Below are 16547 nucleotides of genomic sequence, written 5' to 3' on the forward strand. Positions count from 1 at the left end.
GCTCAGCGACCGGGGCTCGTAACAGACTGTGCCGTCTCACACACCCGGACCTGCGGGCACGGAGTCGGTCGCCTCCGTCCACAGGTCCTGCTCGGCGCGATCCGCCTGGATCTGGCGGTACACGAGGAGCCCACCGATGGCAGCCAGTGCGACCAGGAGAAGCTTCTTCACCGCGCGACCTCGTCTTTCCTTGGAATAGGGGCCTTCTGTCGCCGACTATACACACCGGCCGATACCGATCGGTGACCTGCCTGGGACCCGAAAGCAGCCCACCCCCGGCACCCCGACACGGCCCGCACCGGCCCTCGTGACGCGCTCCGGAAGGTCCGTCAGGCCCGGTTGCACCATACGAGTGGTGTTCATCTGAAGATCGGCGCAGCGCGGGCGTCGCTCCCGGGAAACGCGGCCCGGATCCACATGATCGGAGGAGTCAGCGACCGGACCACCCGAAAGCGAGGGGCCATGAGCACCTGCACGCCCAAGAGCATCTGGACCGCCTTCATCACCGCCTTCTTCGCCCTGTTGGCGTCGCTGGGCCTCGCCACCGCCACGGCGGGCACAGCGAACGCCACGAACGCCGCGCAGCCGAGCGCCACGACCCAGGAGCACACGGGTGCCACCGCGGCAACCCCGCTCGCCCCTTCGGTGCGATGGACCCTTCCGCGTGACCGGACCCTGCCGCCCACGATGAAGCAGCGCATCCGGGCCGAGGCCCACGGCTCCTCCCCGGCCACCCGCCACCTGTCCACCGACCCCACGTCCCCCCGTGCCACCGGCTCCCACCACACGGCCCCGGATGGCGACTCCCCGGCACCACCCCCCTGATGCCGGCGCCGCAACACTCCGGGGCCCCTGGTCGGTTCACACCGGCCGGGGGCCTTTTCGCGTACCCCGGGGGCCTTCCGTACGCAGCCGGCGCCACCGACGAAAGCCCTTGGCCACAGGGCGGGTTCCCTCGGCCCAGCCCGGCCACAGGGCGGGTACCGCGACCCGGCCCAGCCCGGCCACAGGGCGGGTTCCCTCGGACCGGCCCGGCCACCTGGTCCAGCCCGATCCCGCGCACTGACCACCAACGCGAAGACCCCCGGCCACTGGTGGCCGGGGGTCTCCGTTCTGTGGGGCTAACAGGATTTGAACCTGTGGCCTCATCCTTATCAGGGATGCGCTCTAACCAACTGAGCTATAGCCCCGCCGCGCTGTCGCGCTGACTTCTGAAGATTAGCGCACGTCGGGGCCAGTCCCAAAATCGATACTCGGCGGGCTACTCGTCCTCGGCCAGCGTGAGCTCGACACCGCCCACGAAGCCCGCCGACAGGTTGTAGATGAAGGCGCCCAGCGTCGCCAGCGCGGTGGCCAGCACCACGTCGATCACGGCGATGACCGAGGTGAAGATGAGCACGCGCGGCAGCGAGAGGAACGACTGGAGATCGAAGCCGTTGCTCTCGTTCGAGCCGGTGGCCTCGCTGATCGTGCCGCCCACGGTGGAGAAGACGCCCATCGCGTCCATCACCATCCACAGGACCGCCGCCGCCACCACCGTGCAGATGCCGAGCGCGATCGACAGCAGGAAGCTGACCTTCATCACCGACCACGGGTCGGCCTTGGCCACCCGCAGGCGGGCCTTGCGGGTACGCGGAGTGGTCCGCGCCCCCGTGCGCGGCTTGCGCGTCGCCTGGGCGCCGCCCACGCCCTGCGCGCCGCCCGAGGTGCCCCCGCCGCCCTGGGTGCCACCGCCGGGCGCCTGGTACGCCTGAGGCGGGTGGTACGGCCCCGACGTCCCCGGTGCGGGCTCACGCTCGCCGGGCAGCGGCCCGGTCGCGTAACCCTCGTACTGGGGCTGAGGCCCTCGTGTGTCCGTCACAGTGCCCCCTTGGGAGTCCGTGGCAGGGCCACGGGCACCGTTCGCTCCTGCTCCGGAAGCGGCCGAACCGGCGCCCGTGGCTCCACTCACGCTCTTACTCCTCGTGCTCCCCGGTCGAAGGCTCCGTGCCCTCGACAGTGCCCTCTACCACGCTCGCGGCGTGGACCTCGGCCGTCTCGCCCTCAGCATCATCGGCCCCATCGACCTCTTCCGCCTCACGACCGGCCTCGGCGTTGCGCGCGATGCCGACGACGGCATCCCGCTTGCCCAGATTGATCAGTTGGACGCCCATGGTGTCACGGCCCGTCTCCCTGACTTCATTGACTCGCGTACGAATCACACCACCGCCGAGGGTGATGGCAAGGATCTCGTCCGTCTCCTCGACCACCAGCGCACCGACGAGCGAGCCCCGGTCCTCGACGATCTTGGCAGCCTTGATGCCGAGGCCGCCGCGGCCCTGGACGCGGTACTCGTCGACGGGGGTGCGCTTGGCGTACCCGCCGTCGGTTGCGGTGAACACGAACGTACCGGGCCGGACGACATTCATCGAGAGCAGTTCGTCTCCCTCGCGGAAACTCATCCCCTTGACGCCCGAGGTGGCACGGCCCATCGGCCGCAGCGCGTCGTCCGTCGCGGTGAACCGGATCGACTGCGCCTTCCTGCTGATGAGCAGCAGGTCGTCCTCCGCCGACACCAGCTCGGCACCGATCAGCTCGTCGTCGCCGCCCTCCGGCATCTCGCGCAGGTTGATCGCGATGACACCGCCCGAGCGCGGCGAGTCGTAGTCCTTGAGCGCGGTCTTCTTCACGAGACCGCCCTTCGTCGCCAGGATCAGGTACGGCACGGCCTCGTAGTCGCGGATCGCCAGGATCTGGGCGATCTTCTCGTCCGGCTGGAAGGCCAGCAGGTTGGCGACGTGCTGGCCGCGCGCGTCCCGGCCGGCGTCCGGGAGCTCGTACGCCTTCGCCCGGTAGACGCGGCCCTTGTTCGTGAAGAACAGCAGCCAGTGGTGGGTCGTGGAGACGAAGAAGTGGTCGACGATGTCGTCTTCCTTGAGCTTCGTCCCGCGCACGCCCTTGCCGCCGCGCTTCTGCGAGCGGTAGTCGTCCGTCTTCGTGCGCTTCACATAGCCGCTGCGGGAGATCGTGACGACGATGTCCTCCTCGGCGATCAGGTCCTCGATGGACATGTCACCGTCGAAGGGCACCAGCTTGGAGCGCCGGTCGTCGCCGAACTTCTCGACGATCGCCGCCAGTTCCTCGCTGACGATCTGGCGCTGCCGCTCGGGCGAGGCCAGGATCGCGTTGTACTCGTTGATCTTCGCCTGGAGCTCGTCGTGCTCGGCGGTGATCTTCTGGTGCTCCAGCGCGGCCAGCCGGCGCAGCTGCATCTCCAGGATCGCGTTCGCCTGGATCTCGTCGATCTCCAGCAGGCCCATCAGGCCCTCACGCGCGATCTCCACGGTGTTGGAGCGCCGGATGAGGGCGATGACCTCGTCGATGGCGTCCAGGGCCTTCAGCAGGCCGCGCAGGATGTGCGCCCGCTCCTCGGCCTTGCGCAGCCGGAACCGGGTACGCCGGACGATGACCTCGATCTGGTGCGTCACCCAGTGGCGGATGAACGCGTCGATCGACAGCGTGCGCGGGACCCCGTCGACGAGGGCCAGCATGTTGGCGCCGAAGTTCGACTGGAGGTCGGTGTGCTTGTACAGGTTGTTCAGGACGACCTTGGCGACCGCGTCGCGCTTGAGCACGACGACCAGGCGCTGCCCCGTACGCGAGGAGGTCTCGTCGCGGACGTCCGCGATGCCGCCGACCTTGCCGTCCTTGACCAGATCGGCGATCTTCTGCGCGAGGTTGTCGGGGTTGGTCTGGTACGGAAGCTCCGTGACGACCAGGCACTGCCGGCCCTGGATCTCCTCGACCGCGACGACCGCCCGCATCGTGATGGAGCCGCGCCCGGTGCGGTACGCCTCCTCAATGCCCTTGCGGCCCACGACCAGCGCGCCGGTGGGGAAGTCGGGGCCCTTGATGCGCTCGATCAGCGCGTCCAGCAGCTCCTCGTGCGAGGCCTCGGGGTGTTCCAGGTACCACTGGGCACCGGCGGCGACCTCGCGCAGGTTGTGCGGCGGGATGTTGGTCGCCATGCCGACCGCGATCCCCGCGGAACCGTTGACCAGCAGGTTCGGGAAGCGCGCCGGCAGGACCGTCGGTTCCTGGTTGCGGCCGTCGTAGTTGTCCTGGAAGTCGACGGTCTCCTCGTCGATGTCCCGGACCATCTCCATGGACAGCGGCATCATCTTGCACTCGGTGTACCGCATGGCGGCGGCCGGGTCGTTGCCCGGGGAACCGAAGTTGCCGTTGGAGTCCACCAGCGGCATGCGCATCGACCAGTGCTGCGCGAGCCGCACCAGGGCGTCGTAGATGGAGGAGTCGCCGTGCGGGTGGTACGTACCCATGACGTCACCGACGACGCGGGCGCACTTGTAGAACCCCTTCTCGGGGCGGTAGCCGCCGTCGTACATCGCGTACAGCACCCGGCGGTGGACGGGCTTGAGGCCGTCCCGTACGTCGGGGAGAGCACGCGAGACGATGACGGACATCGCGTAATCGAGATAGGAGCGCTGCATCTCCGTCTCGAGCCCGACGGGCTCGACACGCATGCCCACGCCGGGGATCGTGGCTTCCTCGTCGGGCATCACGGGTTCAGGTGTCACAGGGGTGTTCTCGTCGGCCATTGCTGGTCAAAGTCCTTTCGAGCTGCGGCGTCGCGGGTACGGCCGACTCAGATGTCGAGGAAGCGGACGTCCTTGGCGTTGCGCTGGATGAACGAGCGCCGTGCCTCGACGTCCTCACCCATGAGCACCGAGAACAGGTCGTCGGCCTGCGCCGCGTCGTCCAGCGTGACCTGCCCGAGGACCCGGTGGTCGATGTCCATGGTCGTGACGCGCAGCTCTTCGGCGTTCATCTCGCCGAGGCCCTTGAAGCGCTGGATCGAGTCTTCCTTGATCCGCTTGCCGTTCTGCTTGCCGAGCGCCACGAGCGCGTCGCGCTCCCGGTCCGAGTACGCGTACTCGAAGTCGTCCCGGCCCCACTTGATCTTGTAGAGCGGCGGGCGCGAGAGGTAGACGTTGCCCTGCTCCACCAGCGGCCGCATGAAGCGGAAGAGGAAGGTGAGCAGCAGGGTGTTGATGTGCTGGCCGTCGACATCGGCGTCCGCCATGAGAATGATCTTGTGATAGCGGAGCTTCTCGATGTCGAAGTCCTCGTGGACCCCGGTGCCGAAGGCCGAGATCAGCGCCTGGACCTCGGTGTTCTGCAGGATCTTGTCGATCCGGGCCTTCTCGACGTTCAGGATCTTGCCGCGGATGGGCAGGATCGCCTGGTACATCGGGTTGCGGCCGGACTTGGCCGAACCACCGGCGGAGTCACCCTCGACGATGAAGATCTCGCACTTGGTGGGGTCGTTCGACTGGCAGTCGCTCAGCTTGCCCGGCAGCGAGGCGCTCTCCAGGAGCCCCTTGCGCCGCGTCAGGTCGCGCGCCTTGCGGGCCGCCACGCGGGCGGTCGAGGCGGCGATGCCCTTGCGGATGATGTCGGCGGCCTCGTTCGGGTTCCGGTCGAACCAGTCCGTCAGCTGCTCGTGGACGACCTTCTGCACGAAGGTCTTGGCCTCCGTGTTGCCCAGCTTGGTCTTCGTCTGGCCCTCGAACTGCGGCTCGCCCAGCTTCACCGAGATGATCGCGGTGAGCCCCTCGCGCACGTCCTCGCCGGTGAGGTTGTCGTCCTTCTCGCGCAGCAGCTTCTTCTCGCGCGCGTACCGGTTGACCAGGGAGGTCAGCGCCGCACGGAAGCCCTCCTCGTGCGTACCGCCCTCATGGGTGTGGATCGCGTTGGCGAAGGAGTAGACGCCTTCGGTGTACTGCGTGTTCCACTGCATGGCGATCTCGGCCGAGAGGAGACGGCCCTTGTCCTCGGCCTCGATGTCGATCACCGACTGGTGGATGACGTCGCCCTTGCGGGAGTTGAGGTACTTGACGAAGTCGACGATGCCGTTCTCGTAGTGGTACGTGACCGTGCGGGTCGTCTCCTCCTCGGGCACCTCGACGGCCTCGGCACTGTCCGCGCCCGCCGTGGCCTTCGCCGACTCGCGCTCGTCGGTCAGCTTGAGCGTGAGGCCCTTGTTGAGGAACGCCATCTCCTGGAAGCGGCGCGAGAGGGTCTCGAAGCTGTACTCGGTGGTCTCGAAGATGTCGCCGTCGGCCCAGAAGGTGACCGACGTACCCGTCTCGTCCGTGGCCTCGTGCTTGGCCAGCGGAGCCGTCGGAACGCCCAGCTTGTAGTCCTGGGTCCAACGGTGGCCGTCGGTCTTGACCTCGACGGCGACCCGGGTGGACAGGGCGTTGACGACGGAGACACCGACGCCGTGCAGACCGCCGGAGACGGCGTAACCGCCGCCACCGAACTTGCCGCCCGCGTGCAGCACGGTGAGCACGACCTCGACGGCCGGCTTGCCTTCGGACGGCACGATGCCGACCGGGATGCCCCGGCCGTTGTCGATCACGCGCACGCCGCCGTCGGCGAGGATCGTGACGTCGATCGAGTCCGCGTGGCCCGCCATCGCCTCGTCGACCGAGTTGTCGACGACCTCCTGCACGAGGTGGTGCAGGCCGCGCTCACCGGTCGAGCCGATGTACATGCCAGGTCGCTTGCGGACCGCGTCCAGCCCTTCCAGCACGGTGATCGCGCTGGCGTCGTACGAGGGGGTGACCTCGCCCGGTTCACCGGCTGTGGACGGAATGTTCTCGTTGGGGTTGCCGGAATCGGCCACGAAGCGCCCTTTCTGGCACAGCACAGGCCGACTTCCGGACAGGCGGGAGCGGCTGCGTCGTTCGGCTTGTATCGACGACTCCCGCCTCAGTAGCGGGATTACCCATCAGTCTACCGGTAGCACTGACATGAATGGGGGTTTGCCGGTACCTGAGTACCCATGTGCCGCCCTGAATCGACGGTTGACGACTCCCCATATTCAGGGAGGGGCCCCAAGAGGCCCTGACGGGCATTGAGCGCTTCGGGCTGTCAACCTCCCGCTACGGTGAGGGACACTCCGCCCGCACCCCCCGGTCTCCGCCGGTACGAACCCCGGCGAACCAGGAGCTCCCGGCGGACCCGAGCCCTCCGCGCGAACATCAGGGACACGACAAGTTTCAGCCAAAAGCGCAGATCAGGGTTGTCAGGGAGCAGATCGATCAGAGCCTGGCAGGCAGCGGAGCGGTCATCCGTAGGTGTCCCCGGGCCCCTTGCTGCCAGGCGCCCGCAGCGGCCCGAACCGGCGCTCCGGGCCCCCCGGACCGACCACCTTGATCATCCGTACGGTTCCCTGCCCCAGATCCGCGTTGAGGCGGGCCACCAGTTGCGGGGCCAGCAGCCGCAGCTGCGTCGCCCAGGCCGTGGAGTCGCAGCTCACAGTGAGCACCCGCGCCGCCGGGTCCTCGTCGTAGCGCAACGGCACGCAGTGGTTGGCCAGATCGTCGCCCACGATCTGTGCCCACCGCCCCATCACCCCGCCTACCGCGGCGGGGGTCTCCCAGCCGCGCTCGGTGATCAGCCGGCTGATCGCGGAGCCCAGCGGCTGCGGATCACGGCCGTCCGAACGGGCTCCGGAGCGCAGCCCGCCACCCCGCCTGGCCTGCTTCTTCTGCTGGGCCGCCGCCCCTCGCGCCCGGGCCTGCTCCTTCGCCGCCCGCAGCGCGACCCGGGCGAGGTCGACCCCGGACACCTCGGGCGGCGCCGGGCTCCCGGCCGCCGCGGGCGTACCGGCGGGGGTGCCGTCAGCACGGACCGCGGGTCCCGTACCGGCGGGGGTGCCGCCAGCACGGACCGCGGGTCCCCTGCCGGCGGTGGCTCCCACGCCGTGGGCCGCTGGCCCCGTACCGCCGGGCAGTCCGTGGGCGCCGGAAGCGCCCGCGCCCCCCGGCTCCTCGCCCCGGCCGGTCATACCCGCTCCACCTCGCCCGCCGACACCGCGTACCGCGCCCCCGCCAGCACGCCCGGGACGTCCTCCGCCACCGCGGCCGTCACCAGCACCTGCTCGCCCGGGGCCACCAACTCCGCCAGCCGCTCCCGGCGACGGGCGTCCAGCTCGGCGAAGACGTCGTCCAGCACCAGCACCGGCTCGTTGCCCTCGGCGCGCAGCAGCTCGTACGAGGCGAGCCGCAGCGCCAGCGCGTAGCTCCAGGACTCGCCGTGGCTCGCGTACCCCTTCGCGGGCATCGACCGCAGGCCGAGCACCAGGTCGTCCCGGTGCGGGCCCACGAGCGTCACCCCGCGCTCGATCTCCTGCTTGCGGACCCCGACGAGCGCCGCGATCAGCTGCTCGTACAGCTCGTCGCGGGTACGTCCGGGGTCGATGTCCTCGCCCACCGAGCTGCGGTACTCCAGCGTCACGGGGCCGCCGCCCGGCGCCACGTCCCCGTACGCCTTGTCGGCCAGCGGCTGGAGCGTGGCGATCAGGTCCAGGCGCTGCGCGAGCAGCTCGGCGCCGACCCGGCCCAGGTGCTGGTCCCAGACGTCGAGGGTGGACAGGTCCATGGACCGGCCGCCGTGCCGACGGGCCATCGCGGCGGACTTCAGCAGGGTGTTGCGCTGCTTGAGGACCCGCTCGTAGTCGGAGCGGACCCCGGCCATCCGGGGCGAGCGCGCGGTGATCAGCTCGTCCAGGAACCGCCGCCGCTCCCCGGGGTCGCCCTTGACCAGGGCCAGGTCCTCCGGCGCGAACAGCACCGTCCGTACGATCCCGAGCACGTCGCGTGGTCTGACCTGTGAGGACCGGTTGATACGGGCCCGGTTGGCGCGGCCGGGATTGAGCTCCAGTTCGATCAGCTGCGAGCGCTCGCCCTGGGTCACCGCGGCGCGGATCACGGCCCGCTCGGCGCCCATTCGCACCAGGGGGGCGTCCGAGGAGACCCGGTGGCTGCCGAGGGTGGCGAGATAGCCGATCGCCTCGACGAGATTGGTCTTGCCCTGCCCGTTGGGCCCCACGAACGCGGTGACGCCCGGGTCGAGAGGGACCTCGACCCGGGCGTACGAGCGGAAGTCGGCCAAGGAGAGATGGGTGACGTGCATGTGGCCGACCTCTCCCGACAGTGCTTCGCAGATGTGTGACGCCGGCGCGGGACCGGCGGTCCGGTCAGTTCTCGGACTTGGACTCGACCGCGTGGCCGCCGAACTGGTTGCGCAGCGCGGCGATCATCTTCATCTGCGGCGAGTCGTCCTGGCGCGAGGCGAACCGCGCGAACAGCGACGCCGTGATCGCGGGCAGCGGCACCGCGTTGTCGATCGCGGCCTCCACCGTCCACCGGCCCTCGCCCGAGTCGGCGGCGAAGCCCCGGAGCTTCTCCAGGTGCTCGTCGTCGTCCAGGGCGTTGACCGCGAGGTCCAGCAGCCAGGAACGGATGACCGTCCCCTCCTGCCAGGAGCGGAAGACCTCGCGCACATCGGTGACGGAGTCGACCTTCTCCAGCAGCTCCCAGCCCTCGGCGTAGGCCTGCATCATGGCGTACTCGATGCCGTTGTGGACCATCTTGGCGAAGTGGCCGGCGCCGACCTTGCCCGCGTGGACGGAGCCGAAGTCGCCCTCGGGCTTGAGTGCGTCGAAGATCGGCTGGACCTTCGCCACGTTCGCCTCGGTGCCGCCGTACATCAGCGCGTAGCCGTTCTCCAGGCCCCAGACACCGCCGGAGACGCCGCAGTCGACGAAGCCGATGTCCTTGATGCCCAGCTCGACGGCGTGCTTCTCGTCGTCGGTCCAGCGCGAGTTCCCGCCGTCGACGACGACGTCGCCGGGCGAGAGCAGATCGGCGAGCTCGTCGATCGTGGACTGCGTCGCGGCACCGGCCGGGACCATGACCCAGACGACCCGCGGGCCCTTCAGCTTGCCCACAAGCTCTTCGAGACTGTGGACATCGGCGACATCCGGGTTGCGGTCGTAACCGATGACGGTGTGGCCTGCGCGGCGGATGCGCTCGCGCATGTTGCCGCCCATCTTGCCGAGGCCGACGAGACCGAGCTCCATCAGAGATTCCTTAAGCGTCGTGGCGATAGCGTCGGGGCGTTTTCCGCCCTGGACCGAGCCTACGCCCGGCCGGCGACAGCGTCGTGGGCCCGCTCCGCGCCGAACGGGCCCACCGGGAACCGCCGCGAAGGCGTCGTCCGCGGCCGGTGAGGGCCGACGGGCTGATCGGCCGGATCAGCCGGACAGGCGCACCGGCATGATCAGGTACTTGTACGCGTCGTCCGCCTCGGCGTCCACGGCCGGGCGGCCGCTGAGCAGGGCGGGCTTGGTGGACGTGGTGAAGGAGAGCTGGGCGACCGGGGAGTCGATCGCGCTCAGTCCGTCCAGCAGGAACGTCGGGTTGAAGGCGATCGAGATGTCGTCGCCCTCCAGCACCGCGTCGACGCGCTCCACAGCCTGTGCGTCGTCACTGGAACCGGCCTCCAGGATCAGCACGCCCTGCTCGAAGCTGAGCCGGACGGGTGTATTGCGCTCGGCGACCAGGGCCACGCGCTTGACGGCCTCGACGAAGGGGGCCGTCTCGATGACCGCGACCGAGTTGAACTCGGTGGGGAAGAGCGTGCGGTACTTGGGCAGGTCGCCTTCGAGCAGCCGGGTGGTCGTCGTGCGTCCCGCGCCCTCGAAACCGATCAGCCCCTCACCGGCGCCGGAGCCGGAGAGCGCCAGGGTGACCGTGTCACCGCTGGTGAGCGCCTTGGCGGTGTCCAGGAGCGTCTTGGCGGGCACCAGGGCGACCGCGGAGGCCTCCGGGTCCTCCGGCTTCCAGAGGAACTCGCGGACCGCGAAGCGGTAGCGGTCGGTGGACGCGAGGGTGACGGTGTCGCCCTCGATCTCGATGCGCACACCGGTCAGCACGGGCAGCGTGTCGTCGCGGCCGGCGGCGATGGCGACCTGGGCGGCGGCGGAGGCGAAGACCTCACCGGGAACGGTGCCCGTGGCGGTCGGCATCTGCGGCAGCGCCGGGTACTCCTCCACAGGCAGTGTGTGGAGGGTGAAGCGCGAGGAGCCGCAGACCACCGTGGCCCGTACACCGTCCGTGGAGATCTCCACCGGGCGGTTCGGCAGGGCGCGGCAGATGTCGGCGAGCAGCCGGCCGGAGACGAGCACCGTGCCGTCCTCGTCGATCTCCGCGTCCACGGAGACCTTGGCCGAGACCTCGTAGTCGAAGCTGGAGAAGGAGAGGGCCCCGTCCTCGGCCTTCAGCAGAAGGCCCGCGAGAACGGGCGCCGGCGGACGGGCCGGGAGGCTGCGGGCCACCCAGGCCACCGCCTCCGCGAGTACATCGCGCTCCACCCGGATCTTCACCGGAACCGCCTCCTGCTGTTGCTCGCTCGCCCTGCTGGCCTTCGTCGTCTGGACCGGAGCTCCCTGCCGACGGCCGGGGTGGCTCCGGGGTCCAGTCTGACGCACGGCACCGACAGTCGTTGCTGCTCGGGGTCAAGTCGAGCAAAACGCTGCGAGGCGGTCGCCGGTCGAGTTGTACACAGGCCCCACTTCGAAGCGGATTCCTGGCTAACTCTGAGTGGTAGTAGTAGTAGGCCCTGTGGAAACCGTGGATAACGTCGTTTGCGCAGCTCAGCGCCTGTTTTTTGTCCACCGACCCTGTGGGCGGCACCGGTGGACAACCAGGGCTTTCTGTGGACGGGCGAAAGTTCTGCACACCCGATGCACAGGAGGGGGCCACTTCTCCCCAGGCCCGTCCCCAGGTTTACCCCCGTTCCCCACAGCCCAATCAGGCAGCTTGGTGTGACGCCTTTCACTCCGGGCGGTGAGAGCGGGTGTTGCGTTGCCGAACAGTGGACGAAGGTGTGGAGAAGCAGGGTGAAGCTGGGGACAACACCGTCCAGCCTGTGGGTCGACGGTGGACAACTACGGGAGCCTCCTGTGGACGAGAATTCTGTCCACAGGCTGTGGATCACGGTTGACCACAAATCCCCAACCACGTGACCTGGCCTGATGGAGTATCGGCAGCGGGTCCTGTGGACGCAATAGGGACAACTTCCTGGTCCCCAGGCTGTGGACGGAAGATTTCCCGCACATCTGTGGAGAAGAGGCTCTGAGCAGCCCGTATTCGAACAGGGCCGGGGTGCCGGTGTCCGCTGCCGGAGCCGCAGGAGCTCCCGGGAACGACCACAGGGACGACGAAAGGCGCCTCGCGCGGACCGTGGGAGGTCGTTGCGAGGCGCCTTTCGAGCGCGCTGTGCGGCCCTGTGACAGCTGAGGGGTCGGCGTCAGCCGTTCTTGATGCGGTTGGTGAGCTCGGTGACCTGGTTGTAGATGGACCGGCGCTCCGCCATCAGCGCCCGGATCTTCCGGTCCGCGTGCATCACCGTCGTATGGTCACGGCCGCCGAACTGCGCGCCGATCTTCGGCAGCGAGAGGTCGGTGAGCTCCCGGCACAGATACATGGCGATCTGGCGGGCCGTCACCAGGACCCGACTGCGCGAGGATCCGCAGAGGTCCTCCACCGTGAGGCCGAAGTAGTCCGCGGTGGCCGCCATGATGGCCGGCGCGGTGATCTCCGGTGCCGACTCCTCACCGCCCGGGATCAGGTCCTTGAGCACGATCTCGGTCAGGCCGAGGTCCACCGGCTGTCGGTTGAGGGAGGCGAAGGCCGTCACCCGGATCAGGGCGCCCTCCAGCTCACGGATGTTGCGCGAGATCCGTGAGGCGATGAACTCCAGGACCTCCGGGGGCGCGTTCAGCTGCTCCTGCACCGCCTTCTTACGGAGGATGGCGATACGGGTCTCCAGCTCGGGCGGCTGGACGTCGGTGGTCAGGCCCCACTCGAAGCGGTTGCGCAGCCGGTCCTCCAGCGTCACCAGCTGCTTGGGCGGCCGGTCCGAGGAGAGCACGATCTGCTTGTTCGCGTTGTGCAGCGTGTTGAAGGTGTGGAAGAACTCCTCCTGCGTCGACTCCTTGCTCGCCAGGAACTGGATGTCGTCGACCAGGAGGATGTCGACATCGCGGTACCGCTTGCGGAAGGTGTCGCCCTTGCCGTCGCGGATCGAGTTGATGAACTCGTTGGTGAACTCCTCCGAGCTCACGTACCTCACCCGGGTGCCCGGGTAGAGGCTGCGCGCGTAGTGCCCGATCGCGTGCAGCAGGTGGGTCTTGCCGAGCCCCGACTCCCCGTAGATGAAGAGGGGGTTGTACGCCTTGGCGGGCGCCTCGGCGACGGCGACGGCCGCGGCGTGCGCGAACCTGTTGGAGGCGCCGATGACGAAGGTGTCGAAGAGGTACTTCGGGTTGAGCCGGGCGTGCGGTTCACCCGGTCCCGGCGCGGGCGCCGGCTGGGCGCCCATCGGTCCGGTGACCGAGCCGCCGGTGCGCCCGGGGCCGGGGCCGCCCTGTCGGTGCTGCTGGTCGTGCCGGTCGCGCTGCTGCTCGTACCCCTGGCGCTCGGGCGGCTGCGACCGGTAGTCGTGCTGCGGCTGCTGGGGCCGGCCGCTGCCGTACGGCTCGCGCCACTGCTCGGAGGGCTGCTCGCGGTACGACTCGGTCTCGCGGTAGGTGTCGGACGAGGGCTGCTCGCGGTCCTGGTAGCCGCCGTGCCGCGGCTGCTGCCAGGAGAGGTCGTCCTGGGTGCGCGGCCAGGCGCCCGGCTCGGGGCGCTGCTGCTGGTAGTCGGGGTAGGCCGGGCGGGCCGTCGGCATGCCGTCGTCGGAGGGGCGGTGGCCGTATCCGTCGTACCCGTCGTTGTGCGCGTCGTCGCGCTGCTGGCCCTGGTAGCGGTGGCCCTGCTGGCCCTGGTGCGACGAGTGCATCGGGGGCGCCGGCGGGGAGGGCGGTTCACCCGCGGAGTCGTCGACGGTGATCGCGATCCGGATGGGGCGGCCGCACTCCCGCGTCAGCGTCTCGCTGATGAGCGGCGCGAGCCGGCCCTCGAGCACGCGCTTGCCCCATTCGTTGGGGACGGCCAGGAGTGCGGTGTCGGCGACGAGTGCCAGCGGCTGGCAGCGCTCGATCCACTGCTCGTCCTTCGGCTCGATGCCCTGCTGGCCCTCCCCGAGGAGTTGCTCCAGCACGCGTGGCCACACTGCGGCAAGATCGGCAGGTACGTCAGCCACAAGGCACGCTCTCTCGCATGTCCCACGAATGTGTGGTTCTCGGGACGGGATGGGTCGGGACGGGTGAGGCCCGGCAGTCGGGAAGGAAAAGAACCGGAGTTCAGCCACGGTAGTCAGGCCGGGCCGCGCGGTTCAAGTTGTTGTCCACAGGCTGTGCACAATGGGGGGTCGCGCGGAGCCGGTTTGACCGGATGGCGTAGCCGCGCGTACCGTGACCAGGTCGAGTTGTCGATGGCTGCTGCCGCCTGCCTCCGATGGGCAAAGATCACGATCTGTGATTGTGAAGCGGTGCACTAAGGCGTTTACGCGAGTTCCTCGTGGGCGCACGGTGACAGCCAGGCGATGTCCCGCCAAGACACGAATCATTTCTGGAGCCCCCGAGTGAGCAAGCGCACCTTCCAGCCGAACAACCGCCGTCGCGCCAAGACCCACGGCTTCCGTCTGCGCATGCGTACCCGTGCCGGCCGTGCGATCCTCGCGAACCGCCGCGGCAAGGGCCGCAGCAGCCTGTCCGCCTGATCGCTTACAGGTCCATGACGTGCTGCCTACCGAGAATCGGCTGAGGCGGCGCGAGGACTTCGCGACCGCGGTACGACGAGGACGTCGAGCCGGACGTCCACTGCTCGTCGTCCATCTACGCAGCGGTGAAACGGACCCGCACGTGACAGGGGAGACTGTTCCCCCGCCGCGTGCGGGTTTCGTCGTCAGCAAGGCGGTGGGAGGCGCGGTCGTCCGCACCGCGGTGAAGCGGAGGCTTCGCCACCTGGTCCGCGACCGGCTGGCACAGCTGCCCCCCGGTAGCCTTGTTGTCGTACGAGCGCTGCCCGGTGCGGGCGACGCCGACCATGCACAGCTGGCCCGAGACCTGGATGCCGCCCTTCAGCGGTTGCTGGGAGGGGGCGCGAGATGAAGTACCCGCTGCTTGCCCTCATCAAGCTGTACCAGTGGACGATCAGCCCACTCCTCGGGCCTGTCTGCCGCTACTACCCGTCGTGTTCCCACTATGGATATACGGCTATCGACCGGCACGGTGCGATCAAGGGAACAGCGCTGACCGCTTGGCGCATCCTGCGGTGCAATCCGTGGTCACCCGGCGGTGTGGACCATGTCCCGCAACGCAAGCGTCCGCGGTGGCACGAGCTGCTGCGCAACGGCCTGCGCGGCGGCAAGGGCGGGGAGCCCGCCGCTGATGTGCCGTCCGGGGGGTCGGTCTCCGAACCTCCGAGCCCGGCCACAGAGACCTCGCCCAATGCTCAAGGAGCCTGATTAGTGGACACGATTGCCAGTCTGTTCAGCTTTATCACCACACCTGTCTCGTGGGTCATCGTCCAGTTCCACAAGGTCTACGGAGCGCTGTTCGGCGATGACTCCGGGTGGGCCTGGGGACTGTCCATCGTGTCCCTGGTGGTGCTGATCCGGATCTGCCTGATCCCGCTCTTCGTGAAGCAGATCAAGTCGACCCGCAACATGCAGGTGCTCCAGCCGAAGATGAAGGCGATCCAGGAGCGCTACAAGAACGACAAGCAGCGTCAGTCCGAAGAGATGATGAAGCTGTACAAGGAGACGGGCACCAACCCGCTCTCCTCGTGCCTTCCTATCCTGGCGCAGTCCCCGTTCTTCTTCGCCCTGTACCACGTGCTGTCGTCCATCGCCTCGGGCAAGAAGATCGGCGCGATCAACCAGGACCTGCTCGACAGCGCCCGTCAGGCCCACATCTTCGGCGCACCGCTGGCCGCGAAGTTCACGGACAGCGTCGAGAAGATCAACTCGCTCGACGCCACGCTGCTGGACGTCCGCGTCGTCACCGCGGTCATGATCGTGCTGATGTCGGCCTCGCAGTTCTTCACCCAGCGCCAGCTGATGACGAAGAACGTCGACCTGACGGTGAAGACCCCGTACATGCAGCAGCAGAAGATGCTGATGTACATCTTCCCGGTCATCTTCGCCGTGATGGGCGTCAACTTCCCCGTCGGTGTCCTCGTCTACTGGCTGACCACGAACGTCTGGACCATGGGTCAGCAGATGTACGTGATCAACCAGAACCCGACGCCGGGCAGCAAGGCCCAGGACGCCTACCTCCAGCGGGTGCTCAAGACCGTGGACTCCCGTGGTCAGGTCCGTGGGCGGACGCAGCGCAGGACCGTCAAGGCGATCGTGGCCAAGGGGCCCGACCGCAACGACATCGAGCGCAAGTTCATCACCGGGCTGAGCAAGAAGGGTCTCGCGGCGCAGGAGGACGGCACCGTCCAGAAGAGCGAAACGGCCGTCATCGAGGCCGAGGGCGGTGCGGCTTCCAAGCGCCAGCAGCCCAAGCGCCAGACCAAGGCGAAGCGCCAGACGGCCGCCACCGCCTCCGGCACGTCCAAGGACGAGCCCGCGGTCGGCTCCAAGACCTCGCTCCAGAAGCGGGACGCATCGCAGGACGACAAGCCGACGTCGGCGGGCAAGCCCGCCTCCGGCTCCTCACGCCAAGCCAAGTCCGGACAGCGCAAGGGTCCGCAGCGGCCCAAGCACCCGTCCAAGAAGTAAGAAGGAGTCCACCC

14 protein-coding genes and 1 tRNA gene are annotated in these 16547 nt (G+C 68.7%); 5 read left to right on the forward strand and 10 right to left on the reverse strand.

The genetic code is table 11. The annotated features are described in order from the left end of the window. Positions 1-36 precede the first annotated feature (36 nt). Positions 37-171 carry a DLW-39 family protein gene (locus ACIQAK_RS11415; RefSeq protein WP_219818897.1) on the reverse strand — a complete coding sequence of 45 codons (135 nt, stop codon included), beginning with the start codon at positions 169-171 and terminating at the stop codon, positions 37-39. Between the two features lie 291 nt (positions 172-462). On the opposite strand from ACIQAK_RS11415, the gene ACIQAK_RS11420 reads away from it, so the two are divergent. Next, positions 463-825, forward strand: a complete 363-nt coding sequence (locus ACIQAK_RS11420) for a DUF6344 domain-containing protein (protein WP_366388644.1) — start codon at positions 463-465, stop codon at positions 823-825. Positions 826-1116: 291 nt separating this feature from the next. On the opposite strand, the gene ACIQAK_RS11425 is transcribed toward ACIQAK_RS11420, so the two are convergent. From ACIQAK_RS11425 to dnaA, 9 genes are all read right to left on the reverse strand, one after another. Further along, a tRNA-Ile gene (locus ACIQAK_RS11425) sits at positions 1117-1190 on the reverse strand. Between the two features lie 71 nt (positions 1191-1261). Further along, positions 1262-1861: a DUF3566 domain-containing protein gene (locus ACIQAK_RS11430; protein WP_366388643.1), complete on the reverse strand. Its 600-nt coding sequence runs from the start codon at positions 1859-1861 to the stop codon at positions 1262-1264. Positions 1862-1955: 94 nt separating this feature from the next. After that, positions 1956-4598 (reverse strand): DNA gyrase subunit A, encoded by a 2643-nt coding sequence (gyrA, locus tag ACIQAK_RS11435; protein ID WP_366388642.1) that lies wholly within the window; start codon positions 4596-4598, stop codon positions 1956-1958. Positions 4599-4645: 47 nt separating this feature from the next. Beyond that, complete coding sequence (gene gyrB, locus ACIQAK_RS11440) at positions 4646-6715, reverse strand: DNA topoisomerase (ATP-hydrolyzing) subunit B (RefSeq protein ID WP_366388641.1); 2070 nt, start codon at positions 6713-6715, stop codon at positions 4646-4648. Positions 6716-7135: 420 nt separating this feature from the next. Then, complete coding sequence (locus tag ACIQAK_RS11445; protein ID WP_401847998.1) at positions 7136-7639, reverse strand: DUF721 domain-containing protein; 504 nt, start codon at positions 7637-7639, stop codon at positions 7136-7138. Between the two features lie 215 nt (positions 7640-7854). Further along, positions 7855-8985, reverse strand: a complete 1131-nt coding sequence (gene recF, locus ACIQAK_RS11450) for a DNA replication/repair protein RecF (protein ID WP_366388639.1) — start codon at positions 8983-8985, stop codon at positions 7855-7857. A gap of 64 nt (positions 8986-9049) precedes the next feature. After that, complete coding sequence (gnd, locus tag ACIQAK_RS11455) at positions 9050-9934, reverse strand: phosphogluconate dehydrogenase (NAD(+)-dependent, decarboxylating) (protein WP_366388638.1); 885 nt, start codon at positions 9932-9934, stop codon at positions 9050-9052. Positions 9935-10108: 174 nt separating this feature from the next. After that, positions 10109-11239: a DNA polymerase III subunit beta gene (dnaN, locus tag ACIQAK_RS11460; protein ID WP_366388637.1), complete on the reverse strand. Its 1131-nt coding sequence runs from the start codon at positions 11237-11239 to the stop codon at positions 10109-10111. 926 nt (positions 11240-12165) lie between these two features. Beyond that, entirely contained in the window at positions 12166-14004 is a 1839-nt protein-coding gene (gene dnaA, locus ACIQAK_RS11465) for a chromosomal replication initiator protein DnaA (RefSeq protein WP_366388636.1), read from the reverse strand. A gap of 381 nt (positions 14005-14385) precedes the next feature. Between dnaA and rpmH the strand changes: the two genes are divergently transcribed. Genes rpmH through yidC form a run of 4 tightly spaced genes read left to right on the forward strand, consistent with a single transcriptional unit; the run spans position 14386 to position 16533 of the window. Beyond that, a complete protein-coding gene (gene rpmH / locus ACIQAK_RS11470; RefSeq protein ID WP_003967884.1) occupies positions 14386-14523 on the forward strand; it encodes a 50S ribosomal protein L34 in 138 nt (45 codons plus the stop codon). A gap of 19 nt (positions 14524-14542) precedes the next feature. Beyond that, positions 14543-14914 (forward strand): ribonuclease P protein component, encoded by a 372-nt coding sequence (rnpA, locus tag ACIQAK_RS11475; protein WP_073875176.1) that lies wholly within the window; start codon positions 14543-14545, stop codon positions 14912-14914. Then, on the forward strand, positions 14911-15270 hold the full coding sequence (gene yidD / locus ACIQAK_RS11480) for a membrane protein insertion efficiency factor YidD (RefSeq protein WP_366388635.1): 360 nt from the start codon (positions 14911-14913) through the stop codon (positions 15268-15270). The genes rnpA and yidD overlap by 4 nt, the downstream gene beginning before the upstream one ends. Positions 15271-15273: 3 nt before the next feature. Beyond that, positions 15274-16533 (forward strand): membrane protein insertase YidC, encoded by a 1260-nt coding sequence (yidC, locus tag ACIQAK_RS11485; protein WP_366388634.1) that lies wholly within the window; start codon positions 15274-15276, stop codon positions 16531-16533. The last annotated feature ends 14 nt before the right edge of the window (positions 16534-16547 follow it).

It is taken from the genome of Streptomyces sp. NPDC088706 (assembly GCF_044752765.1).
Classification (GTDB): Bacteria; Actinomycetota; Actinomycetes; order Streptomycetales; family Streptomycetaceae; genus Streptomyces.